At 63.7% G+C, this 24,517-nt stretch carries 22 protein-coding genes and 1 pseudogene; 17 read left to right on the top strand and 6 right to left on the bottom strand.

What is annotated here, in order from left to right; genetic code table 11:
- The first annotated feature begins 107 nt into the window (after window positions 1-107).
- The gene (locus GJ699_RS01345) at window positions 108-851 is read left to right on the top strand and encodes a 3-oxoacyl-ACP reductase family protein (protein ID WP_154372358.1); all 744 of its coding nucleotides are present in this window, start codon (window positions 108-110) and stop codon (window positions 849-851) included.
- 2 nt (window positions 852-853) lie between these two features.
- On the opposite strand, the gene GJ699_RS01340 is transcribed toward GJ699_RS01345, so the two are convergent.
- Complete coding sequence (locus GJ699_RS01340; RefSeq protein ID WP_154372356.1) at window positions 854-1,831, bottom strand: ribonuclease T2 family protein; 978 nt, start codon at window positions 1,829-1,831, stop codon at window positions 854-856.
- 146 nt (window positions 1,832-1,977) lie between these two features.
- On the opposite strand from GJ699_RS01340, the gene GJ699_RS01335 reads away from it, so the two are divergent.
- Entirely contained in the window at window positions 1,978-2,235 is a 258-nt protein-coding gene (locus GJ699_RS01335) for a hypothetical protein (RefSeq protein ID WP_154372354.1), read from the top strand.
- Window positions 2,236-2,260: 25 nt separating this feature from the next.
- Here GJ699_RS01335 and GJ699_RS01330 read toward each other — a convergent pair whose 3' ends face one another.
- Complete coding sequence (locus GJ699_RS01330) at window positions 2,261-3,130, bottom strand: LysR family transcriptional regulator (protein WP_154372352.1); 870 nt, start codon at window positions 3,128-3,130, stop codon at window positions 2,261-2,263.
- A gap of 97 nt (window positions 3,131-3,227) precedes the next feature.
- Between GJ699_RS01330 and GJ699_RS01325 the strand changes: the two genes are divergently transcribed.
- From GJ699_RS01325 to GJ699_RS01255, 15 genes and pseudogenes are all read left to right on the top strand, one after another.
- Complete coding sequence (locus GJ699_RS01325) at window positions 3,228-4,619, top strand: MFS transporter (RefSeq protein ID WP_154372350.1); 1,392 nt, start codon at window positions 3,228-3,230, stop codon at window positions 4,617-4,619.
- Window positions 4,597-4,869: a tautomerase family protein gene (locus GJ699_RS01320; protein ID WP_267877703.1), complete on the top strand. Its 273-nt coding sequence runs from the start codon at window positions 4,597-4,599 to the stop codon at window positions 4,867-4,869. The genes GJ699_RS01325 and GJ699_RS01320 overlap by 23 nt, the downstream gene beginning before the upstream one ends.
- A gap of 70 nt (window positions 4,870-4,939) precedes the next feature.
- Complete coding sequence (locus tag GJ699_RS01315) at window positions 4,940-5,338, top strand: VOC family protein (protein ID WP_154372346.1); 399 nt, start codon at window positions 4,940-4,942, stop codon at window positions 5,336-5,338.
- Window positions 5,339-5,383: 45 nt separating this feature from the next.
- Entirely contained in the window at window positions 5,384-6,142 is a 759-nt protein-coding gene (locus GJ699_RS01310; protein ID WP_154372344.1) for a hypothetical protein, read from the top strand.
- A 163-nt stretch (window positions 6,143-6,305) separates the two neighbouring features.
- Window positions 6,306-7,613: a sugar MFS transporter gene (locus GJ699_RS01305; protein WP_154372342.1), complete on the top strand. Its 1,308-nt coding sequence runs from the start codon at window positions 6,306-6,308 to the stop codon at window positions 7,611-7,613.
- A gap of 97 nt (window positions 7,614-7,710) precedes the next feature.
- Window positions 7,711-8,583, top strand: coding sequence for a DUF4351 domain-containing protein (locus GJ699_RS01300; protein WP_154372340.1), 873 nt, complete (start codon window positions 7,711-7,713; stop codon window positions 8,581-8,583).
- A 124-nt stretch (window positions 8,584-8,707) separates the two neighbouring features.
- Window positions 8,708-9,445: a c-type cytochrome gene (locus GJ699_RS01295; RefSeq protein WP_195763431.1), complete on the top strand. Its 738-nt coding sequence runs from the start codon at window positions 8,708-8,710 to the stop codon at window positions 9,443-9,445.
- Window positions 9,442-10,713 carry a c-type cytochrome gene (locus GJ699_RS01290; RefSeq protein ID WP_154372338.1) on the top strand — a complete coding sequence of 424 codons (1,272 nt, stop codon included), beginning with the start codon at window positions 9,442-9,444 and terminating at the stop codon, window positions 10,711-10,713. Before GJ699_RS01295 ends, GJ699_RS01290 begins: the two co-directional genes overlap by 4 nt.
- On the top strand, window positions 10,706-10,903 hold the full coding sequence (locus GJ699_RS01285; RefSeq protein ID WP_371867410.1) for a hypothetical protein: 198 nt from the start codon (window positions 10,706-10,708) through the stop codon (window positions 10,901-10,903). The genes GJ699_RS01290 and GJ699_RS01285 overlap by 8 nt, the downstream gene beginning before the upstream one ends.
- Window positions 10,904-11,464, top strand: a complete 561-nt coding sequence (locus GJ699_RS01280) for a cupredoxin domain-containing protein (RefSeq protein ID WP_154372336.1) — start codon at window positions 10,904-10,906, stop codon at window positions 11,462-11,464.
- Window positions 11,448-13,070, top strand: a complete 1,623-nt coding sequence (locus GJ699_RS01275) for a cbb3-type cytochrome c oxidase subunit I (protein ID WP_371867409.1) — start codon at window positions 11,448-11,450, stop codon at window positions 13,068-13,070. The genes GJ699_RS01280 and GJ699_RS01275 overlap by 17 nt, the downstream gene beginning before the upstream one ends.
- A gap of 4 nt (window positions 13,071-13,074) precedes the next feature.
- A complete protein-coding gene (locus GJ699_RS01270) occupies window positions 13,075-13,851 on the top strand; it encodes a c-type cytochrome (protein ID WP_154372334.1) in 777 nt (258 codons plus the stop codon).
- 286 nt (window positions 13,852-14,137) lie between these two features.
- A pseudogene (locus GJ699_RS01265) lies at window positions 14,138-14,611 on the top strand (FxDxF family PEP-CTERM protein); the annotation flags it as partial.
- A 493-nt stretch (window positions 14,612-15,104) separates the two neighbouring features.
- Window positions 15,105-15,548 (top strand): DUF2442 domain-containing protein, encoded by a 444-nt coding sequence (locus GJ699_RS01260; protein ID WP_154372330.1) that lies wholly within the window; start codon window positions 15,105-15,107, stop codon window positions 15,546-15,548.
- A gap of 154 nt (window positions 15,549-15,702) precedes the next feature.
- Complete coding sequence (locus GJ699_RS01255; RefSeq protein WP_154372328.1) at window positions 15,703-17,307, top strand: hypothetical protein; 1,605 nt, start codon at window positions 15,703-15,705, stop codon at window positions 17,305-17,307.
- On the opposite strand, the gene GJ699_RS01250 is transcribed toward GJ699_RS01255, so the two are convergent.
- From GJ699_RS01250 to GJ699_RS01235, 4 genes are all read right to left on the bottom strand, one after another.
- Complete coding sequence (locus GJ699_RS01250) at window positions 17,308-19,821, bottom strand: excinuclease ABC subunit UvrA (RefSeq protein ID WP_154372326.1); 2,514 nt, start codon at window positions 19,819-19,821, stop codon at window positions 17,308-17,310.
- 24 nt (window positions 19,822-19,845) lie between these two features.
- On the bottom strand, window positions 19,846-21,576 hold the full coding sequence (locus GJ699_RS01245) for an EAL domain-containing protein (RefSeq protein WP_154372325.1): 1,731 nt from the start codon (window positions 21,574-21,576) through the stop codon (window positions 19,846-19,848).
- A gap of 75 nt (window positions 21,577-21,651) precedes the next feature.
- Complete coding sequence (locus GJ699_RS01240) at window positions 21,652-23,820, bottom strand: formylglycine-generating enzyme family protein (protein WP_154372323.1); 2,169 nt, start codon at window positions 23,818-23,820, stop codon at window positions 21,652-21,654.
- Between the two features lie 3 nt (window positions 23,821-23,823).
- Window positions 23,824-24,435: a TetR/AcrR family transcriptional regulator gene (locus GJ699_RS01235; protein WP_154372321.1), complete on the bottom strand. Its 612-nt coding sequence runs from the start codon at window positions 24,433-24,435 to the stop codon at window positions 23,824-23,826.
- Window positions 24,436-24,517 lie beyond the last annotated feature (82 nt).

Genomic DNA, 24,517 nt, shown 5'->3' with positions numbered 1-24,517 from the left:
GCTCATCTTATACCATTGGTTGAAACTGTACACGCATATTCATGACTACCGCGACAAGCCGGCCACACCCATACTGTGTTCATCAACCAACCCGAAAGGAACACATCATGAACACCAAACTCAACGGCAAAGTCGCTTTCATCAACGGTGGTTCGCGCGGCATCGGCGCCGCCAGTGCCCGTCGCCTGGCCGCCGAAGGCGCCAAAGTGGCGATCGGCTACGCCGCATCGGCCATCGCCGCCGAAGCGCTGGTCGAAGAAATCAAGGCCAACGGCGGTGACGCCGTCGCCATCAAGGCCGACGCCAGCGACGCCGCCGCGCTGACCAAAGCCATCGACGCCGTGGCGGAGCGCTTCGGCCGCCTCGACATCCTGATCAACAGCGCCGGCGTGCTGCATCTGGGCCCGGTCGACCAGTTCTCGCTGGAAGACCTGGACCGCACCCTGGCGGTGAATGTGCGCGGCGTGTTCGTCGCCTCGCAAGCCGCCGCCAAACACATGACCGATGGTGGCCGCATCATCAACATCGGCAGCACCAATGCGCAACGCATGCCGTTCGTCGGCGGCGCCGCCTACGCCATGAGCAAATCGGCGCTGGTCGGCCTGGTGAAAGGCATGGCGCGCGACCTCGGCCCGCGCGGCATCACCGTCAACAACGTGGCGCCAGGCCCGGTCGACACCGACATGAACCCGGCCGAATCGGACTTCGCCACCGCGCTGCACGGCCTGATGGCACTGCCGCGCCACGGCAAAGCGGATGAAGTGGCCTCGCTGGTGGCTTACCTGGCCAGCCCGGACGCGGCCTTCGTCACCGGCGCCGACCTGCTGATCGACGGCGGCTTCGCGGCCTAAGCTCAGTTCTTGCCGGCTGCCTCGATGTAGATCTCATCGTCGCAGCCCACCGCCCGGCTGGCCGCCGGGCGGGCGTTCGCCACGAGTTGCGTCAGATCGCGGTCGGTGGCGAAATCCAGCGCCAGCGAGACCCGGATCTCCTGCAGATATTTATGCTGGGTGCAGACCAGGGTGATGGTGCTGGCCACCTTGTCGCCATAGCGCGCCTTGACCTTGTCGAAGAAATCGCTGACGCGGATGCTCTTGCCGGTATTCGCCAGCACGATCTTGCCCACTTCCGATTCATTCACCACCCGCACCGCGGACACCGCCTTGATGAAGTAGTCGTCCGGCGGCAGCGATTGGCATTTGCCATGCTTGTTCCACTCATAGGCGCCGAAGCTGCGCTCGTAGTAGAAGTTGGGCATCCACGGCGCGATCTTTTCAACGGTATCTTTGCTGAGCGAGAATTGCGGCCCCTGGCAGCTGCCATAGTTGGTGCCGCATTCCTTTTTGTTCGGCCACAGGCCATGCAGACTCAGGGTCTTGGCCTCCAGCGTGCCGCTGTTCATGGCGTCGCATTCCGGTTTTTTGCCGTTGTACTTGGCGTGTTCGCAGAAACCGGGCTGCCAGGTGATCGCCAGCAGATAGCTGTCCTGCTGATTCGGCGCCGAGCAGCTGGCGCCGGCCGCGCCTTCAGGCGCATGGCTGGCGGCTTTATCTTCCAGCTCGGCCTTGCCGCACTCCTTCTGCACCCAGCGCATCGACGGTTCGGCGCCCGGCACCTGAATCCGCAGCCAGTCGTAATCGGGTTTATTGATTTCGCGTACGCTATAGCTGCTGCCGGCGCTGACTTTGACGTCGCCTGGGTTGGTGCGCTTGGCGAACGAGGAATATGCCTCGCAGCTTTTGGTGGCGTTGAAGCTGCCGTTGGCCGATTCACTGGCGCTGGCCGTCAGCGTGGTAAAGGCCAGCAGTGCGACTGCGATGTAACGACGCATGGAATTCCCCGGTTTGATCGAATGTCAATATTTTAACCGCAAGCTCGGGCTGTAGTCCTACAAGCGCACTGCAAGCGCTCCGACAAGGCTCTGTCTCTGGAGTGGATAGGATAGGCGTTCTATCCATCCAACGGGAGAAATCCACCATGAAACCAATACATCTCACTGGCAAGCTGGCCTGCGCCTTGATCGCTACGGTAGCCGTTATCAGCGGCTGTCAGAAAAAAGAAGTCGACCCGCCGCCCGTGCCGGAAGCTGCGCCCGCGCCGGCCACGCCACCGGTCACCAACACCCCGACCACCGAAGGCGGCACCGTCACCCAGCCGAACCCGAACGCGCCAGCACCGGACGCGCCAACTCAAACGCCACCACCAGCCACCACCGAGCCACCAGTCAAGCACTAAGCAATTCGCTGCGACGACTTTTGTCTCATAGTCCAACGCCGCCGAACGCGGCGGCGAAGGCATCGCGCGCGGCATGCTGGGTGATGTCGCGGCGCCAGATCAGCATGGTTTGCACGCGGGCGACCTCGGCCGGCAACGTGTGGATGCGGACCGACTTGGCCAGCTCACGCTGCTTGAGCACTTCTTTCGGCATCATCGCCACCCCCATGCCCGCCGCCACGCAGCCGATAATGGCTTCGAAGGTGCCGAATTCGGCGATGCGGGCTGGCGATACTCCGCCTTCGGCAAACCAGCGTTCCAGCCGGCGGCGGTAGGAGCAGCCGCTGCGAAAGCCGAGCAAGGTACGACGCGCCACGTCGGCCGGTGATTTGACCGGACCGTGCAAGCTGTCGGTCAGCAGCACCAACTCCTCATCAAACACCGGCAATTGCATTAGCTCGGGACGCTCAACCGGCGCCGCCACCAGCGCCACGTCGACCCGATGATTGAGCACAGCCTGGATCAGGTAATCGGTGGGGCCGGTGTCCAGCACCAGGTCAACTTGCGGATACTGACGGTGAAACTGGCCCAGCACCTGCGGCAAGCGGGCGGCGGCGGTGGTTTCCATCGAACCGATTTTGAGCTGGCCGGACGGCTGGCGGTCGCCGCGCATGGCTTCCTGCGCCTCATCAGCCAGTTGCAGCAGCCGCTCGGTATAGGCCAGCAGACGCGCGCCCTCCTCGGTAATCAGCATGCGCCGGCCGGAACGGTGAAACAGGCTGACGCCCAGCGATTCCTCCAGCTGGGTCAGACGCGCGGAAACATTGGATTGCACCCGGTTGAGCCGCGCGGCGGCCTGCGTGACGCCACCCTCCTCGGCCACGGTTTTAAAGATGCGCAGGGATGACAGTTCCATAGCGTTCTCTTTTAACGAATCATGAATTCAGTATAATTCATTTTTAATGATGCGTTAAACGGCCTATATTGGCAAGATCGAACTGCGGAGCATCATCATGAAAACCACACCCTCGCTGGCGATTCTGCTGGCTTGCAGCTTTGCCTTCATCATCGTCCAGCTGGACGTCACCATCGTCAACGTCGCGTTGCCGGAAATCGGCCGCGAGCTGCGCGCCGGCGTCGATCAGCTGCAATGGGTGGTGGATGCCTATACGCTGGGCTTTGCCGTGTTTCTGCTGTCGGCCGGCGCCATGGGCGACCGCTTTGGCTCGCGCAGCGTGTTCCTGGCCGGCTTCGCCCTGTTCACGGCGGCCTCGCTGGCCTGCGCGGTGGCGCCCGACGCATCGCTGCTGAACCTGGCCCGCGCCGTTCAAGGCATCGGCGCCGCGCTGCTGGTGCCCAGTTCGCTCGCGATTCTCAACGCTGTCTATGCGCATGACCGGCCGATGCTGGCCAAGGCCATCGCCTGGTGGACCGCGGCCGGCGGGGTGTCGATCGCGGCCGGGCCGGTGCTGGGCGGGCTGCTGATGTCGGCGCTCGGCTGGCGCAGCATCTTCTGGGTGAATGTGCCGATCTGCATCATCGGCTTCTGGCTGACGCTGCGCGTGGTGCCCAAGCTGCACCACGACGGCCCGGCACGCGCCTTCGATGTGCCCGGCCAGCTGTTGGCGGTGGTGGCGCTGACCGCCTTCATCGGCGCCGTGATCGAAATCCACGCACTGGGCCTGACCCACGCGGCGGTGCTGGGTGGGCTGGCGGTGGCGCTGGTGGCGGGCGCGCTATTCCTGCGCGTAGAACGCCGCAGCGCGGCGCCGATGCTGCCGTTGCAGCTATTTTCACAACGCGGCTTTACGCCGGCCGTGCTGTTCGGCGTGTTCGTCAATTTTGCCTACTACGGCGTGATTTTCGTGCTCAGCTTTTATCTGCAAAAAGTGCGCGGCTTCAGCGTGCTGCACGCAGGGCTGATCTTCCTGCCGCTGACCGGTACCTTCATCTTTTCCAATATCGCCAGCGGCTGGCTGCAGGCGCGTACCGGCTCGCGCACACCGATGATTATCGGCGGCCTGATCGGCGCCAGCGGCTATGCATTGCTGGGCCTGTTCGGCATCTCGGACCATGCCGGCTTCTGGGCCATGCTGCCCGGCCTGGCGCTGATCCCGGCCGGCATGGGACTGGCGGTACCGGCCATGACCACCGCGATTCTGGCCTCGGTCGAGCGCAGCAAGGCGGGTACCGCGTCGGCGGTCCTGAACACCGCGCGCCAGGTCGGCGGCGCCATGGGCGTGGCCGTGTACGGCGCGCTGGTGGCGGCACCGGCCTCCGCCGCCATCTTGCGCGGGATTGAAGTCGCCATGACGGTCTCAACTGCGCTATTGTTACTGGGTGCCTTGCTGGCGGTGTACGGGATCGCGCCCCACGGCGCGCCTGCCACGCGGCCGGCCAACTGATTTTCAACCAAGGAGTAGAGCTATGCCATTCGTAAATATCCGCGTTACCAATGAAGGCGTCACCGCCGAGCAGAAACAGGAACTGATCCAGGGCGTGACCGAGCTGTTGCAGCGCGTGCTGAACAAGAATCCGGCCACCACCTTCGTCATCATCGACGAAGTGGAAACCGACAACTGGGGCGTAGGCGGCACCGCCGTCACCACGCTACGCAAACGCGCGGCCGAAGCGGCGGCCAAGACATCCGCGTAAGCTTGTCGAATTCGAGCCACCTCGTTCGTCGTATGGATGAAGTACCTTTTATCCACCTCAGGGAGACGTCATGAACAAGCAGGTATTTTTCAATCTCGCAGTCAAGGATCTGGCCAAATCCAAGGCTTTCTTTGCCGCGCTCGGCTTCGGCTTTAAGCCCGAGTATGGCAACGAGAGTGCGGCCTTCATGGTCGTGGTCGAAGACACGATCTTCGCCATGCTGATGACCGAGGATTTTTTCCGCTCGTTGATCGACAAGCCGCTGGCGCAGGCCAAAGAGGCCAATGAAGTCATCATCTGCCTCAGCTGCGAAAGCCGCGAGGAAGTGGACAGCCTGATCGCCAAGGCCGTCGTCGCCGGCGGCCGCACCCCGCATCCGCCCGAAGACCACGGTTTCATGTACGACCAGGGCTTTGAGGATATCGACGGCCATTTGTGGAATCTGGTCTGGACCGCGCCGCAGAGCTGAACTTCAACTGGTACACTGGGGCTTTCCATTTTTGTCACGCCGACCATGGACCGACTGCGCCGCCTCGCCCTGCTGTGTTGCCTGCTGCCCGCTGCCGCCCACGCGCAGCAGCTGGAGCAGCCACAGCGGCCAATCGAGCATTTCATCTCGCCGCCGCAGCTGTTCCCCGAGGAAGGCGCCGATCGCGCGCCCTATCAGCCCTTCCCCGCCTACGATGGCCCCAACGGCAAGCAAATCGGTCAGGTGGTCGCCAACCTGAACCCCTGCGCGCCCGACAAGCCGCGCGAACAATGCGAGCAGCCATTCAGCTGGCACCTCGCGCTGTCCAACGGCCAAAAATTCGAGCTGCCACATGACATGGTCGGCTACGAGCAGGAAGCGTTTGTGTCCTACCAGCCGGTGCGCATCCGCGCCGGCAAGGCCTGGTCCAGGATCGAATACGATGGCGGCGCGTTCTGGATACGCACCGAACCAGAAGACATCATCAACCGCGAAAAACGCTCCACCGACATCGAGCGTTTCGACACCTGGTGCAGCCTGCCGGGCAAGTGCGCGCCAGTCACAGCTGCCATGCGCAAGGAAATCGACAAGGTGATGGCCGGCGAATACGCCATCCTCGGCGCTGGCCTGCAAACCTACAGCATCGAAGGCGTGGTCACGCGCAACGGCAAACGCTATTATCAGGTCAAGCTGGCGGAGGTGGAAGCCGGCAAGCCCGCGCCGCGCCTGCCGAAAACCGGCTACATCCCCACCCGCGACAAGAACGGCCAGCACGTCGGCCAGTTCTCGCCCAAAGGCTGCTGACGACGCGCGCAACTTGCCGTTCACGTAGCGTGGGCGGCGCACATTGCCACATGGAACTATTGACCTATTCCAAATTGGTATTGCTCACGGCGTTTTTGGCATTGGAGCTATAACGGTCGCTGCGATAGGATGGAGGATCAAGTAAACTTATAGAGACAACCCGATGCCAGCTCCACTCTCCAGCGCGGCCACCGCCGTGCCGCCATCGTCCCACGCCACCAGTCCACGCGCCGTGTTGTCGCTGCTGACCAGCCTGTTCTTCACCTGGGGCTTCATCACCGTCATCAACAACACCCTGCTGCCGCACCTGCGCAGCGTGTTCGACCTGAACTACACCCAGACCACGCTGATCGAATCGGTCTGGTTCATCGCCTACTTCTTCGCCTCGATTCCCTCGGCGCGGCTGATCGAACGCATCGGCTACCAGAAATCGATGGTGTTCGGCCTGAGCATGATGGCGGTCGGCGCCCTGCTGATGATTCCGGCGGCGCGCCTGCCGTCCTACGGTGTCACGCTGGTGGCGCTGTTCGTGATCGCCTGCGGCATCACGCTGCTGCAGGTGTCGGCCAATCCGTACGTGGCCGTGCTGGGTTCGCCTGAAACCGCGTCCTCGCGCCTGAACCTGGTGCAAGCGTTTAACTCGCTGGGTGCGACGCTGGCGCCGCTGTTTGGTGCTTACCTGATTCTGGGCCGTTCCAACTCCGGCACCGCCGAAGCCGGCCACGTGCTGACCCAGGCCGAAAAACTGGCCGACGCGCAAGCGGTGCAACTGCCATATCTGATCGTGGCCGCCGTGCTGGTGATCCTGGCGCTGGTGATCGCACGCTTCAAGATGCCGGCCATGCACCACGGCGAAACCAGCCGCGTGTCGGACGACGAGCGCGCCAAGCTGTCGCTGTGGAAGCACCGCAATCTGGTGTTTGGCATTCCAGCCATCTTCATCTACCTGATCGCTGAAATCGGCGTCGCCAACCTGTTCATCAACTTCACCGGCCAGCCTGAGATTGGCGGCCTGAGCCACGAGCAAGGCGCGCACTACCTGTTCCTGCTGTGGGGCGGCATGCTGGTCGGTCGTTTCGTTGGCTCGTGGGCGATGAAAAAGACCACGGCAGAACGCGTGCTGGCGTTTTGCGCGCTGGGCGCTTTCGTGGTGATGCTGATTGCCGCGCTGGGCACTGGTCATGTGGCGATGTGGGCGCTGATTTCGGTCGGCCTGTTCCACTCGGTGATGTTCCCGACCATCTTCACGCTGGGCATCAAAGGCCTGGGTCCGCTGACCGAAGAAGGCGCCGGCCTGTTGATCATGGCGATCGCCGGTGGTGCGCTGGTGGTGGTACAAGGCTGGCTGGCCGACACCGTTGGCCTGCAACTGTCCTTCCTGCTGACGGCGGTATGCGAACTGTACGTGCTGTTCTACGCCGTGTGGGGCTCGAAAGCCACCAACGCGCTGCCAGACGCGCACGTCGACTAAATTCCCTCCGCTCCGCCCTTCCATGCCCGCTCTTCAGCGGGCATTTTTTATGTTCTGCGTTAAGCCCGCCAGCGCGACCACGCCCTAGACTGGCTGGATGCCCGCCACCACGCCACCTGCCCGCTATGATCTGCCCTGGAAAACCGCGCTGACGCACGCGTTCCGGGACTTCATGGCGTTCTTTTTCCCCGACATCGCCGCCGAGATCGATTGGCGCCGGCGCCCGCGTTTCCGCGACAAAGAATTGGCCGGGATCAGCATGAGCGGCGAGGCCGATAGCCGTGTGGCCGACAAGCTGGTCGAGGTATGCTGGCGCAACGGCAGCGTGCATTGGATACTGATCCACATCGAAGTCCAGGCGCAACGTGACGCATCGCTTCCGCGCCGGATGCTCGACTACAACTACCGCATCTTCAACGAACACGTTCTACCCGTTTCCAGCCTGGTGGCTTCGCACAACCCGTTTGCCTGGATCACGCTGGCGCATTTACGCACGCAGCAAGCTGGTCACGATCCCAACGAGCTGTACGCCGCCAAGTGGCAATGCACGAAGCTAATGTATCAACATGGCTGGAACAAGAAGCGCATACTGGCCATGTTCTACGTGATTAACTGGATGATGGTCCTGCCCGAACCGCATCAGCGACGCTATTGGCAGGCCGTTCTGGATCTGAACAAGGAGCATGAGATGAGACCCTTCAACCCATTGGAACAAATGTTGGTAAACGACGGGATAAAAGAAGGCTTGGAACAAAGTGTGCGTCAAGGCCGCGTTCAGGGGCGGCAAGAAGGTCTTGAGCTAGGGCGTAAAGAAGGGGCGTTGGCACTGCTGGAACGACAGCTTACACGGCGTTTCGGCGCCCTACCGAAAACGGTCCAACGCAAATTGGCAAAGGCCGATCTACCTCAACTGGAAGCCTGGAGCGACCTGCTGGCCGAGGCGGAATCGCTGCAACAAGTATTTAAATAATACGCTCAGCTTGTGACACAAGCGCAACGTTGTCGCTTTTTATACGGCGTCACACGCATTCATGCGCTCGATCGGAGTACGATATCGTTTCGGCAACAGAACGTTTGCAACCAAAGGACAAGGTATGCCCCCATCCCGCGGACTTATTGCGTTACTCATTCTGACTTCGAACATCGCTCCCGCCACCGCGCAGCAAGCCGCCCCCGCTGCCGCGCCGCTGCGCGCGCCGGATACCATGGAAGCCCACACCCTGGCCTGCATCGGCTGCCACGGCGACAAAGGCCGTGGCGTCGAGAACGTCTACTTCCCGCGCCTGGCCGGCAAGCCCGCCGGCTATCTGTACAACCAGCTGATCGCCTTCCAGGAAGGCCGCCGCCGCTATGCGCCGATGAATTACCTGCTGGCCTACCTGCCGCCGGCCTATCTGAAGCAGATGGCCGACTACTTCGCCAGCCAGCGCCCGGACCCGCTGCCGACCACCGCCCCCAGCGCGCCGGCCGCCATCATCGCGCAAGGCCAGCAGATCGTCGCCAAGGGCCTGCCGGACAAGAAAATCCCGGCCTGCACCAGCTGCCACGGCGGCTCGCTGGGTGGCCGCGAACCCGGCATCCCCGGCCTGCTGGGCCTGCGTGCCGATTACGTCAGCGCCCAGCTCGGCGCGTGGCGCTACGGCACCCGCACCGCACTGGCGCCGGACTGCATGCAAATCATCGCGTCCACCCTGTCCGAAGCGGAAGTCGGCGCCGTGGCGGCCTACCTCGCCACGCAGCAGATTCCGGCCCAGGAAAAACCGGTCGCCGCCGACGCCACGCCGCTGCCTATGGCCTGCGGCAGCCAACAGGCACAAGAGGCCAAGCGATGAGCCGCCGCATCCTGTTCGCGTCCACCATCCTGCTGGTGCTGCTGCTCGGCGCCGGTTACTGGCTATTCAGCGGCCCCGCCCCCACCGCCAGCGGCGGCGGCGCCAGCACCGAGATGCTGGAGCGCGGCAAATACCTGGCCCAGGCCGGCGACTGCATCGCCTGTCACACGGTGCCGGGACAGGCCATCTTCTCCGGCAACCGGCCGATGCCAACCCCGTTCGGCACGCTGTACGCGCCCAACATCACGCCCGACGCCGACACCGGCATCGGCAAATGGAGCGCCGACGATTTCTATAACATGCTGCACACCGGCCGCTCGCCCGGCGGCGTGCTGCTGTATCCGGCCATGCCGTTCGCCTCCTACACCAAGGTCACGCGCGCCGACTCGGACGCCATCTACGCCTACCTGCGCTCGGTGCCGGCGGTCAAGCGCGTCAACCGCGAGCACGAACTGCGCTTCCCCTACAACAACCGCAGCCTGCTGATCGGCTGGCGCACGCTGTACTTCCAGGAAGGCGAATACCAGCCCGACGCGCAGAAATCGGTCGAATGGAACCGGGGCGCCTACCTGGTGCAGGGCTTGGGCCACTGCGCCATGTGCCACTCGCCGATCAACGCGCTGGGCGGCTCGGCCGAGGCCAAAGCCTTCCAGGGCGGCCTGATCCCGATGCAAAACTGGTACGCGCCATCGCTGACCTCCAACCGCGAGGCCGGCCTCGGCAACTGGGAACTGCAGGACATCATGGACCTGCTGCAAACCGGCGTCTCGCACCGTGGCACCGTGTACGGCCCGATGGCCGAAGTCACCTTCAACAGCCTGCAGCACCTGAACGACGCCGACGTGCGCGCGATGGCGGTCTACCTGAAGCAACTGCCCGGCACAGACGCCCCGGCCGAACCACCGGCGCCGCTGACCAACGACGTCCAGCAACAATACGCGCTGGGCCAACGCATCTACGACACCCGCTGCGCGCTATGCCACGTCGACGACGGCCACGGCATGCCGCCGCACTTCCCGCCGCTGGCGGCCAACCAGTCCATCCTGATGACCTCGGTGGTGAATCCGGTGCGCATGATCCTCAACGGCGGCTACCCGCCCGGCACCCACAAAAACCCGACCCCGTACGGCATGCCACCCTTCGCGCAAGACCTGAATGACGCCGAGGTGGCCGCCGTGGCCACCTACATCCGCAACGCCTGGGGCAACGCCGCCGCGCCGGTGACGCCACAGCAAGTCAACCAGCTGCGCAGCGCGCTGCTTGAATAGGAGCCCAACCATGATCGTCGAACCCAACCTGCCCGCCGAGGGCGATCTGGCCGAACAGCAGCGCGTCGACGCCATCGTCGCGCGCGGCCCCGGCGGAGCCTTCACACTGGCCGGGGTGGCGGTGGCGATCGTGATGGCGATCTGGTTCGCCTTCTATCTGCTGGTGTTCGTCGCCCGTGGAGGTGCCTAGATGAGCGACCAGCACAGCGCCGCCCACGCCGCCGAACAGGCCGAAGCCCGCTGGGTGTGGGTGGTGGCCATCATCATCGCCATCCTGTTATGCATGATGGGCTACATGAGCCTGCACTGGATCACGATGCCGCCGCAGCGCATGGAAACCGTCAACCCCGGCACCTTGCACCTCAGCGGCGAATTCGTCGAGAGCAATCTCGGCAGCGCGCTGGAGGCCGACGGCAGCGTCACCGTGCGACTGACCGGCAACCAGTACTCGTTCACGCCGCAATGCCTGCTGGTGCCGGCCGACACGCCGCTGATATTCCGCGCCACCAGCAGCGACGTGGTGCACGGCTTCAGCGTCACCGGCACCAACATCAACCTCAACCTGGTGCCGGGTTATGTATCGACCATCCACGCCCGCTTCCAGCAACCGGGCGAACACAGCATGCCCTGCCACGAATTCTGCGGCGTCGGCCACGCCGCTATGTGGGCCCATGTCAAGGTGGTGGACAAGCAAACCTTCGCGCGCGCCGCGCAAGACAAAAGGAGGCTGAGCTGTGCTGAACGTTCCTAACCGGCGGCTGGTGCTGGCGCACTTCTGGCTGGCCTTTATCGCCTTCTTCATCGCGCTGCTGCTGGGCGAATGGCAGATGTACGTGCGCAGTCCGTTGCACGACTGGATCGCCAATCCCGAACTGTACTACCGCTCGGTCACCGCGCACGGCTCGGCCATGGGCTATGTGTTCCCGACGCTGGTGGCGATGGGCTTCGGCTATGCGATTGTCGAACTGGCGCTGAAGCAGACGCTGATCGGCCTGCGCTGGGCATGGCTGGGTTTCGCGCTGGTGGTAATCGGCACGCTGACCGCGATGGCACCGGTGGCGGCCGGCAAGTCGTCGGTGCTGTACACCTTCTATCCGCCACTGCTGGGCAGCGTGTTCTACTACCTGGGCGTGGTGCTGGTGGTGGTCGGCTCGTGGATCTGGGTGGCGCTGATGGCGATCAACCTGCGCGCCTGGCGCCGCGCCCATCCGGGCGCCACCGTGCCGCTGGCGATGTTCGCCAACAATGCCGGCGCCTATCTGTGGGCCTGGACCTCGGTTGGCGCGGCGGTGGAAATCCTGTTCCTGATCCTGCCGGTGGCGTTCGGCTGGAAGCAGACCATCGACGCCGGCCTGGCGCGGGTATTCTTTTCGTGGACCTTGCATGCCATCGTCTACTTCTGGCTGATGCCAGCTTACATCGCGTTCTACACGCTGGTGCCGCGCGCCATCGGCGGCCGGCTGTACAGCGATGCCATGGCGCGCCTGTCCTTCGTCCTGTTCCTGGTGTTCTCGATGCCGATCGGCGTACACCACCTGTTCCAGGACCCGCAGGTGGGCAACGGCGTCAAGTTCCTGCACGCGGTGTTCACCGCCATGGTGTCGGTGCCGACCTTGCTGACCATCTTCACCATCTGCGCCTCGGTGGAGATTGCCGGCCGGCTGCGCGGCGGCCAGGGCCGCTTCGGCTGGATCGCCGCCCTGCCGTGGAAAAATCCGCTGATGCTGGCGATCGCGCTGTCCTTCATCATGCTCGGCTTTGGCGGCGCCGGCGGCCTGATCAACATGAGCTACCAGCTCGACTTCGCGATCCACAACACGCAATGGATCACCGGTCACTTTCACCTGATCTTCGGCGGCGCCATCGTCATCATGTATTTCGCGCTGGCCTACGACCTGTGGCCGCACCTGACCGGGCGCGCGCTGGACAGCTGGCGGCTGATGCGCATCCAGCTGTGGCTGTGGTTTGTCGGCATGATGGTGGTGACGCTGCCATGGCACTGGGTCGGCATCCTCGGCATGCCGCGCCGCATGGCCTACTACGACTACAGCCATCCGGACCTGGCGCCACTGGCGGTCTCGGTCATCATCACCTTCAGCGGCGGCCTGCTATTGCTGGCGTCCGGACTGCTGTTCCTGTGGATACTGTTCTGCGGCCATCTGGGCCACCTGGCCACGCAGCCACCGTTCCGCTTCAGCACGCCGGTGCACGCGGGCGCGCGCATTCCGGCGGCGCTGAACACCTTCGGCCTGTGGCTGGCGTTGATGATAGGACTCAGCGTCATCAACTACGGCTACCCGATCGCCCAGCTGATCGGCACGCCCAACACCGCCGTGCCGGCCGTTCCGATCAGGTGATGCCATGAGCGAACTGACTGTGAAAAATCCATGGGTACGCTACAGCGTCGGACTGGTGCTGGTGGCGGTGCTGTTGTCGGCGCTGATCGGCTTCATCTGGGTGCCGATGTCGAATAACCCCAGCATCGGCGCGGTGTGGGATGCGATCTGCAGCGCGGCCGGCGTGCCGGGCGGCAGCCGTGCCCGCAACTTGGGCCAGGATGGTGTGGCCCGACCGAGCGACGTCATCGTCAGCGCCAACATGATGCGGCCTGCCAATGCCGAATCAATCGGTCGTGGCGCCACACTGGCCATGCGCTGCACCATGTGCCACGGCATTCGCGGGGTCAGCGAGGCCAACTCGCCCAATCTGGCGGGACAGATCGAAGCCGCCATCTACAAGCAGCTCCGGGATTACCAGTCTGGCCACCGCGTCAGCGCCATCATGCGGCCGATGGTGGTCAACCTCAGCGACCAGGACATGCGTGACCTGGCGGCCTACTATGCCTATCTGCCGCACGAACGCGCGCCGCACGAGGTGGCCGACGAGATGCCACGGCTGGTCAGCAATGGCGCGCCGATGCGCAACATCGGCGCCTGTATCACCTGCCATGGCGGCGCGGCGCAGCAGGCCGCCACGCCGGTGCTGGAAGGCGAGCCGGAAATCTACATCCGCGACCAGTTGCATGCCTTCCGCAACGGCACCCGCAGCAACGATCTCAACCAGCAAATGCGCAACGTCGCGCGCCAGCTGAGCGATGCCGAGATCGAACAGCTGGCGGCGTATTACGCCCGACGCTAATCCTCAAGCCCCCCTTCCACTTCCGAGCTACGTCTGACGTCGCTCCGGCATACCTATTGCCGCAAGGAATGTTAATTCGATTTAAGAACAGTGTTTAAGTGTAACTAAATTTGTGCATATCTCAATTTAAATTTAAATTTTGTCAAGATTGTCTCACGGAGTTAATAACAAATTAACAAAGTGCGGCCGTCTTACGTCCGGCATTGCAACTTCGCGATGCCGTTACCTACTGTTTTGGGAAATTTGAATGAACTTGAAGAAATTAATTGCATCAGCCGCCATATGCATTGCTGCCTCGGGTAGCGCTTACGCCGACGTCATCAACGCCGGCACCATCCCGAGCTCGTCGTCGAGCCCGTGGACCGACCTCGTGATTCACACGGGCGCGGGCACGACGTTCACCGACACCCTGTCATTCACCGTCACGGAAACGCAGTTGTCCTCGTCCGCCAATGGGCTGGCATTGTCGCTGGGCGGTCTGACCACCTCGACCATCTCAGGTCTGAGCTATACGCTGTGGAGCTCCAGCGGCACGCAAATCGGCGGCACCTACACCGGTGACAACACCACCTACACCAGCCTGCTGAGCGCAGCCGGTTCGTACTACTTCCTGATCACCGGCACCGTGGTCGGCAGCGTCGGCGGCTACGCCGTCTCGCTGCAAACCAGCGCCGTACCTGAGCCGGCAACCTACGCCATGATGCTGGCGGGCCTGGGTCTGGTCGGCATGGTGGCGCGTCGCCGCAAATCGAAAGCTTAACTTAGTTAGTAGTGCTTTAACGGCCCGATCGTATTTTTGATCGGGCCATTCTTATAGGCCAGCTAACCGCATGCACCGCCGTCTGGACATCGTGGTACGTATCGAGAACCAGAGTGTTAAGCTGAGCGTCGATGGCCAAGCACATTCGCATGCCTGCCAAAAAGATCAGATGTGCTTTGCCCATAGCGCCAATTCGGCGTACTATTTAAAACCCAACGGCTAGGTTTTTATGAAAATCTGCACACATAAGGGAATAGCCATCGTGCTTCTGACTCGAAACGAACACTGCCCTCCGCATGTTCACGCGGGCACTGCACAATGGGATGCACGTTTTCAATTCAGCTTCTGGCACAACGGCGTGCGTCTGTGGGATGTAACACCCACACAAAACGATCCCAAAGCGGCTTTACTGGAAGAACTGAGGTTGGAGCTAAAGCTTGCTGCTCATCTTCCTTGAGTTATCTGGTCAAAATGATTTTGTGGAGATCGCATTATGTCGATGATCAAAGCAAAGAAAATCGACGATGAAACTGTGACCGAAAGCGTGCTCGCACGCGCAATCACTAAAGGAAAAGAGCGACGCAATAGCGGCCTGCGTGCCAAAGGCGTACGCTATCTTCCCGAGTTTAAGGCGCTTGCCATCAGTTTCGCTGATCAGGCGGCCATCTTATTACCGGTGAAAAAATATAGCGAATTCGCTGATCTAAGTATCGGTGAGCTGAACCGAATTGAGATTGCCCTCAACGGCAGTGCGCTATATCTTGAGGAGCGAGACTTGCATGTATCGATTGCCGGTCTGGTATCGGCTAGCAAGCCGCTGATGCAGTTAGCATCGAGTATGGTAGCGACACTCAATGGCCGCCGGACCAGCGCGGCCAAGGCACAGGCCGCGCGCCAAAACGGCCACAAAGGCGGGCGGCCCAAAAAGGTGGGATGAAGCATGGCGTTGCGGCAATCAACCGAACACAGCGCCAAGCCTTGCAACCAACGCTCCGCTCTGTATGATTTTAAGTGCTTGCTCTTGGGGACCACAGGAGTTATCGTTCCTGCAATCCAATCAATTTTTCAACGCGACAGGCACTTTTTTGAATATGAGATACAGCGCTTCACCCCTGCGGCCCGCCCCCATCGCCGGCCTGATCGTTTCGATCCTGTTGTTATTGCTACTGCTGTATTCTCAAACACCCACGCTGGCGCTGGATTTTGGCGGTATCTATGTTGTGCTGCTGATCGCCGCGCTTCCGGCGGTGCTGCTCAGCGGCCGCAAGATCGTGATGGCTGCTTACGTCGCCGGCGCCGTGCTGTTTGGCGCCGCCGTATTCCTGAGCAGCGCGCCGATTCTGCACGCCAAGGCGTACTACAACATGCTGGGCACCGAAACGCCGGCCAATTTCCACGACACGCTGCCACCGATCGATATCGAACAAGCGCCGCTGGTATCGCAGGACATGGCGCTGCAGGCGATGCAGAAGCGGCTGTCGGAAATCGCCTCGCTCGGCTCGCAGGTGGCGGTCGGCACGCCGGTCAAGCAACTGGTGCGGGGCAAACTGGTATGGGTCGCCTTCCTCGAACACAGCGGTTTCTTCAAATGGTTCGCCGACGGCGCCACGCCCGGCTATCTGGTGGTGTCGGCGCACGATCCAGCCGATGTGCAACTGGTGATGCAACTGGACGGCAAGCCACTGAAGCTGCGCTATCTGCAATCGGCCTACTTTGGCGACGCGGTCGAACGCCACGCCTACCTGTCGGGCCACAGCACCATCGGCCTCACCGATTTCGAACCGGAGCTGGATGACAACGGCGTGCCCTATTACGTCGGCACCGTGTACGCGCACAAGGTTGGTTTCTCGGGCAGCGAGTCGACCGGCATCGTCACCGTCAACGCCGTCAGCGGCGAGGTGGTGCGCTATCCGCTGGGCACCGAGCCGGCCTGGGTCGACCGCATTCAGGCCGAGGAATTCATCCTCGAACAGATGCGCGACCGCGGCGAATACATCCACGGCTTCATCAACCTGAATAATGATGGCCGTCTGCGCGTCGAGGGCGTACTGGATCTGGTGTACGGCTCCGACCAGCGCCCATATTGGGTCGGCGGCATGACCTCCAAGGGTCAGAACAACGGCCTGTCCGGCTTCTATTTCGTCGACTCGCGGACCAAGGCGGTGCGCTGGTTCAAGGTGCCGTCGGTGTCGCAGGCCACCGCCGCGCACGCGGTGGAAAACGTCAATCCGGAGAAGCACTACCGCTCGACCAATCCGCTGCCCTTCCTGGTGGGCGGCGCGCCGACCTATGTGATGGCGCTGCGCGACACGCAAGGCGTATCGCGCGCGTTTGGCATGGTGGACATGCGTAACAACCAGGTCATCGGCGTGGCCGACACGCTCAGCGCGACGCTGCGCAGCTACCAGTCGCGCCGCTCGACCAACCGCGTCGCCGCCGACATCGGCACCGAGGCACGCGAAGTGGCGCTGAAAGGCACCGTGGTGCGTATCGCCTCCGAGTTCCGCAACAACCAGACCATGTACTACATCACGCTCGACCAGTCGGCGGGAACCATCTTCACCGGCAGCTCGGACCTGTCGGAAGAACTGGTGCTGACGCGGCCCGGCGACAAGGTCGAGCTATCCTACGCCGACAGCAATACGCGGGTGGTCGGCATGAGCAAGTTCCACAACACCGACATCCCGGCGCGCTAATCACCCGCTCCGCGCCCGCTTCAAATAGGGCGCGGTGCGGCTGGCTTTAACGGCGGCCACCTTGGCCGGCGTGCCGGCGGCGACGATGCGGCCGCCCTCCTCGCCGGCACCGGGACCGACGTCGATCAGCCAGTCGCAATCGGCCAGTACCTGCATATTGTGCTCGACCACGATCACGCTGTTGCCGGCATCAACCAGCCCATGCAACTGCGTCAGCAGCAGATCGACATCGGCCGGATGCAGGCCGGTAGTCGGCTCATCCAGCACGTACAGCGTATCGCCACGGCTGGCGCGTTGCAGCTCGGTGGCCAGCTTGATGCGCTGCGCCTCGCCGCCGGACAATTCGGTGGCCGGCTGCCCAAGCCGCAGATAGCCCAGTCCCACCGCGCGCAGCACCTCCAGCGCATGCCGCAGCGGCGGCTCTTCGGCGAAGAACTCCCATGCCGCGTCCACCGTCATCGCCAGCACTTGCGCGATGTTGTGATCGCGGTAGCGCACCGCCAGCGTATCCGGGTTGTAGCGCGCGCCCTCGCACTCCGGGCACGGTGCATACACGCTGGGCAGGAACAGCAACTCGACCATCACAAAGCCCTCGCCCGAACAATGCGCACAGCGGCCCTTGGCGACGTTGAACGAGAAGCGCCCGGCGTCATACCGTTTGGCGCGCGCCGCGCGGGTGGCGGCGAACAGTTTGCGCACGTGGTCGAACAGGCCGGTGTAGGTCGCCAGATTGGAGCGCGGCGTGCGGCCGATCGGCTTCTGGTCCACCTGCACCAGCCGCCTTACCCGCTCCATGCCGCCAGTGATGCGGCCTTGCAGCTCGCCGGCATCCACGCCATCCAGCAAATCCTCGGCGCTGTCGGCGGCCTCCTGGGCCGGCTGCTGGCCGAGCTGCGCCTGCACCAGTTGAATCAGCGCCTGGCTTACCAGACTGGATTTGCCCGAGCCGGAGACGCCGCTGACGCCAACCAGCACGCCGAGCGGAAAATCGGCATCCAGCCGCCGCAGATTGTTGCGCACCACGCCGCGCAGTTGCAGCATGCCGTCGGCGCCACGCGGCACCCGCGCGGGCCGCTGCGCGGCGCCAAACAGATAGTGCGCGGTGCGTGACGCCGACACTTGTCGCAGGCCGCCGGGCGGGCCGCTGTACAGTACCTGACCACCATGCTGGCCCGCCTTGGGGCCGACATCGACGATCCAGTCGGCGTGGCGTATCACCTCCAGCGCATGCTCGACCACGAATAGCGAATTGCCGGCCGCCTTCAGACGCTCCAGCGCGCGCAGCAGCGCTTCTGTGTCTGCGGGATGCAGGCCGGCCGATGGTTCATCCAGCACATACACCACGCCGAACAGACTGGATCGCACCTGCGTCGCAAGACGCAGCCGTTGCAACTCCCCCGGCGACAGCGTCGGCGTGCCGCGCTCCAGATTCAGATAGCCGAGCCCCAGATCCAGCAACACCGCCAGCCGCGCGACCAGATCGGCAGCGATACGCTGCGTGACGATGGCCTTCTCCGGATGCTGCTTTGCCCCCTTGCGCGAGGCCGGTGCACCGTCGGCAAATGGCTGCAGCAACTGCGCCAGTTGGCGCAACGACAAACGGCTGATTTCGGTGATGTCATGCCCGGCAAACCTCACCGACAGCGCTTCCTTGCGCAGCCGCTTGCCCCCACAGCTCGGGCAATCCATGCCGACCAGGTACTGCGCCACGCGCTTTTTCATCAGCGGACTCTCTGTGCCGGCGAAGGTCTGCAGCACATATTTGCGGACGCCGGTGAACGTGCCCTGATAACTGGGCGTCTCCTTGCGCTTGAGCGCGCGCCGCGTCTCGGCCGGCGTCAGGCCGGCGTACACCGGCACCGTCGGCTGCTCGTCGGTGAACAGTATCCAGTCGCGGGTTTTCTGCGACAACTCGCGCCACGGCGTGTCGACATCGTAGCCCAGCGTGACCAGAATGTCGCGCAGGTTCTGGCCGTGCCAGGCGGTCGGCCAGGCCGCCACCGCGCGTTCGCGAATCGTCAGGCTATCGTCCGGCACCATCGAGCGTTCGGTGGCGTCGTACACCCGGCCCAGACCATGGCATTGCGGGCAGGCGCCCTGCGGTGTGTTGGGTGAAAACGATTCGGCATACAGTAGCTCCTGCCCGGGCGGATAGTCGCCGGCGCGCGAATACAGCATGCGCAGCGAGTTCGATAGCGTGGTCACGCTGCCGACCGAGGAACGGGTGGTCGGCGTGCCGCGCTGCTGCTGCAGCGCCACCGCCGGCGGCAAGCCATCGACGGCATCGACTTCCGGCACCGGCATCTGGTGAAACAGCCGCCGCGCGTACGGCGACACCGACTCCAGATAGCGCCGCTGCGCCTCGGCGTACAGCGTGCCGAACGCCAGCGACGACTTGCCGGAGCCGGAAACGCCGGTAAACACCACCAGCGCATTGCGCGGGATATCGACGTCGACATTCTTCAGATTATGTTCGCGCGCGCCGCGCACCCGCACGTAGCCGTCCAAGTCCATGTGCGTATCCTCAAATCATGCGGTTCAATGGCGGACGTCCGGCACGCAAGCGGTGATGAAGGCGTAGCACACCCGCGCATCGCTGGCGATGCTGTCAAAGCTCATCGCCTGCGGTTGCCAGCCGCTGAAATCGGGGCCGTGGCGGCGCGCGCTGGCATCGTCCGGCAGCAGCATGCTCCAGTGGTTGAATACGCGGCGCCGCGCCGCCCCCTGCATCACCAGCCGCAGCTTGTGGTGCAGCGGATTGCCGTGTATGCGTTCGAAGGTGGCCAACACCGCGCTGCGCTCGCCCTCCAGCATCTGCATGAAGCGTCCGCCCTCATACAGCAGACAGCCGGTAACGCCGGCGGCGCTGTTGTTGGCGCGGGTCCGCAGCAGCAGCTGATCCAGCTGCATCGGCGTCAATGGACTCACCGCCTCGCTCACGTACAGCAGGAAGTACAAGCCGCCACCGCTGGCCGGCGGGCCGTCGCGGTGCTCGCGCTCCACCACCTCCAGCAAGCGCTCGGCCGGCATCGGCCGGTAAAAGTGGTAGCCCTGAATCAGATCGCAGCCAAAGCCGCACAGTTCCAGTTGCTGGGCCGCGCTTTCCACGCCTTCGGCCACCAGCTTCAAGCCCAGCGAGCGGCCCAGGCCGACGATGGCCTCCACCACGGCGCGGCTTTCGCCGCTGGCCGCAATGTCGCGGATGAAGGAGCGGTCGATCTTCAGCACGTCCACCGGCAAGCGGGCCAGCCGCGCCAGCGACGAATAGCCGGTGCCGAAATCGTCCATCGCCAGCCGCAGGCCCAGTTGCGCCAGCCGGTCCAGCAGTTGCAGCTTGCTGTCGATGTCGGCCATCAGCATGCTTTCGTTGATCTCCAGCACCAGCCGGTCCGGATCGGCGCCGGTGTCGCGCAGGATGGCCGCGAATTCGTCGGCCAGGTGCGCTTCGTCCAGCTGGCGCACCGAGACGTTGACCGTGACATACGGCGCCGCCGCGCCCCAGCGCGCAGACCAGTCACGCTCGGCCAGGCACGCCTGGCGAAACACCCAGGCGCCGATCGCGATCACCGCGCCGCTACTCTCGGCGATCGGGATGAATTCGGCCGGCGAGATCTCGCCGCGCGGCGAAAACCAGCGCAGCAACAGCTCCGCGCCGACAATGCGCCCGCTCGCCGCTTCAACGATGGGCTGGAAGTATGGCGTCAGTTCGTCGCGCTCCAGCGCCAGCTGCAAACCCTGCGCCATGTCGAGCCGCTGCAGCGCGCGCTGATGCAGCTCGTGATCGAAGAACTGCCAGCCGTCGCCGCCGGCCTGACGCGCGGCCTGCACCGCGATGCCGGCGAAGCGCAGCAAGGCATCGTCGTCCGTGGCGTCGCTGCCGGTGGCGATGCCGATGCTGGCCGTGGCCCACACGGCGGCGGCGCCCAGCACCACCGGCACCTGCAGCGCCGCTTTCAGCCGCTCGGCCAAGGCCACCAGCGCCGCCGGTGCCGCCACCTGTTCGCACACGATAGCAAATTCGTCGGCGCCCAAGCGCGCCACCAACTCCCCGCCGCGCGCCACCTGTTGCAGCCGGCGCGCGGTTTCGCGCAGCAGCGCGTCGCCATTATCCTGGCCGTGCAGGTCATTGATGGCCTGGAAGCCATCCAGATTCACCAGCACCAGCGCCACGCCCGCATGATGGCGCGCCGCGCGCTGCAACGCCAGCTGCAAGCCGGCGCGGAAGGCCCGCCGGTCGGCCAGCCCGGTCAGGGGGTCTCGTGTGCTCATATGCTATGCCATCGTCAAGTCAGGCGATAGTATATGCTGACACCTTGGAACCTGAAATTCTGTTCGGCAACTAACTCAGTCGGCATCGGTGACGCAGCGGAAGCCGACTGTGGCGGCGCGGTCGCGGCCCGGCGCCATCAGCAGCAGCTTGCCGTGCTGGTCGTTGCGGTAGGCTTGCGGGAAGTACCAGATCGAGCCTTGCGGACGATAGGAGCTGCCGCCGCGCAAGATGGCGAAGCGGGTATGCTCGTCGCTGTACTCGTCGGTCCACTGCCACACGTTGCCGACCATGTCCCGCACGCCGAACGGACTGGCGCCGGCCGGATGCGCATCCACGTCGTCCGGCGTGGCGACCAGCCGGCCGCTGGCCGGCGTTGGCACCGCATCGGCGCGCCACTCCTGGCCCCACGGATAGGCGCGGCCATCGCCGCCGCTGGCGGCATACTGCCACTCCCATTCGCGCGGCAAACGCTTGCCGGCCCAGACGGCGTAGGCGCGCGCGTCTTCCAGCCCAACCCAGGTCACCGGCTTGTTGCCCCAGCCGGCCGGATAGCTGCCGTTCTTCCAGTGTTTAAGGAAGTTGGTGTCATCGGCCGGATGGTAATGGGTGGCGTCGATGAATACCTTGAACTGCGCATTGCTGACCGGGTAGCGATCGATGAAGAAGCGCGGTATCTGCATCGTGTGCTGGTGGAAGCGGCGCGCCTCGGTCTCCCACGGATATTGGACGTCGACGCCGGCGCTGTTGCCGCCTTCGATCGCCAGCCCGCGCACGCTGAAGTCAAAGCTGCCGGCCGGGATCTCGACCATGCCGGCCGGCGCGCTGCTTTCCGGCTTGGTCGGCGCCACCGCCGTCACGCTCTGCGATAACGCGCGCCATTCGGCGGACCAGTCGCCCAAAGGACGGGCCGTCAACGCGCGCATTTTGTCCAGCGCGGCCTGCGGCGGTAAGGAAGACGTCATCAGCACCGCGCCAAAGCCGCGCGCATCGATATCGAACGACAGCAGCACGCCATCGCCATCGCGCACCGGCGTCAGCTCGACGCCATGCCAGGCATCGAAATAGCGCGCGCCGGCGCGATACGGCACGCGCAGCTGCGCGCCCTGGCTGTCATACTCGTTGCGGTTGACGATGGTCCACAGCGTGCCCTCGGCCAGCGGCCAGCGGCTGCTGAACACACCGTACTGGCGCATCGGATAATGTGGCTCCCACTCAGGGCTGACCAGGAAACGCGCATACAAGCGCTCCAGCGTCGCCACCCGGCGCGTGGCCTCGCCGTCGCGCGGCGTAATGCCATTCCAGATGCCCCAGATGTTTTCCCAGCTCTCCCAACCCACACCGTTGAAGAAAGCGAATTGCAGGTCGTCGGTCTTGCTGCGATTCCAGCGGTCCGAGATGTTGACCATGTGGCGCGACTCCAGCCATTTATAGCGGTCCACCGTGGGCGCGAACGGGAAGGTGTACTGGCCCCAAGTCATCAGGTTCCACGCCAGCGCCTCGTCCGATGGCAAACCCTCGGGCTGGAACACCAGCGGGTGCTTGATCTTGTCGGCCGCCAGCGTGAAGGCCAGCGGCACGCCATCCTGGGTATCGCCGTTGATGCCGTCGGCGCCGATTTCCTTCATCAGCGCCGCCAGTTCGTCCGGCCACGAGCGCTCAATGGCGCGCGTGCCCTGGTCCCACAACATCATCGGGAACATCACGCGCACACCGCGACGGTGGAAGTCGGCCACCATTTTTTTCACCGCCGGTATGCCACCCGGCAGCGAGCGCACCATGTCGACGGTGTTGCGGTCGTCCAGGCCAATGTTGGGATAGGTCGGCCACACCAGCACCGCGTCGATACCGCCGAAGCGCCGTTCCAGGTCGTCCAGATAACGGTCAACCGTGTACTGGCGCGTGGCCGGGTCGTAGAAATAGCGGTCCTCGACCATCATCTGCGCCTGCATGAAGCTGGACTGGGTCCACGCTGACGATGGCTGCGCATAGCGGCTGCCATCGTAGCCAACGCGGATGCGGCGCTCGTCGCGCCAATGGCGCAGGTCTTGCAGCCACTCGGCGTGATCGGCCCCGGTGCAGGGATTCCACACGCCCTCCCACGGCTGATTCATGGTCGCGCAGGCCGGCGCGGGAATCGCCAGCTGGGTGTAGGAAGCGTGTGGGACGTAGCGCGTGTCTTGCGCCTGGGCGGACAAAGCCAGCGCCAGCAACAGTGCCGCGCCTTTCAATGGATGCAGTTTCATGGGTCAGCGCGGGTGAAAGCCTTCGAATGCTACCGCCAGCATGTGGGCGACGATGTCGTCGCTGGCCATCTTGCTGAATTTCTGCAGATAGTCGACCGCCGGATCGCAGGTGCGGGCGTAGTAGCTGTACAGGATAACGTCGCTCGGCAACGCCGGATTCAGCAGGCCGGCCTTCTGCCCCTCCTTGACCAGCGCTTCCAGCTGGCGATTCAACTTCACCACGCGCAGCATGTATTTCACGTTACGCATCAACATATCGCGCACATGCGGGCTGGTCGACGGCAGGAACGGCAAGCCGCCCTCCAGTCGCACCCGCAGCGCCCAGGCCAGCAGCGCCGACAGCTTCTCGACCGGATTCAGCGCCTTGTCCAGCGCCGCCACCTGGTCAATGGCGCCATCCAGCAGCCGCACCATGGCCTCGCCCACCAGCTCTTCCTTGGATTTGAAATGCTTGTACAGGCTGGGTTTGGAGATGCCAACCGCGCCGGCCACGTCGTCCATGGTCATCAGGTCGTAGCCCTTGCTGCCCAGCACGGAGGTGGTGGCGTCCAGGATGGCGCTCTCGCGCAATTTGAACGCCTGGTCTTTGAAGCTGAATTTGGACAGGATACTCATTGGTAAAAATTAGCTACTAATCAGTAGCGTTTCTGATTTATTGGTAGTAATATTATCACGCCGGTACAAAACCCGGCGCTTT

The organism is Duganella guangzhouensis, from assembly GCF_009674535.1.
GTDB classification, from domain to species: domain Bacteria; phylum Pseudomonadota; class Gammaproteobacteria; order Burkholderiales; family Burkholderiaceae_D; genus Rugamonas; species Rugamonas guangzhouensis.
The sequence above is the reverse complement of the archived record's forward strand: the minus strand, read 5'-3'. Positions and strand labels throughout refer to the sequence as shown.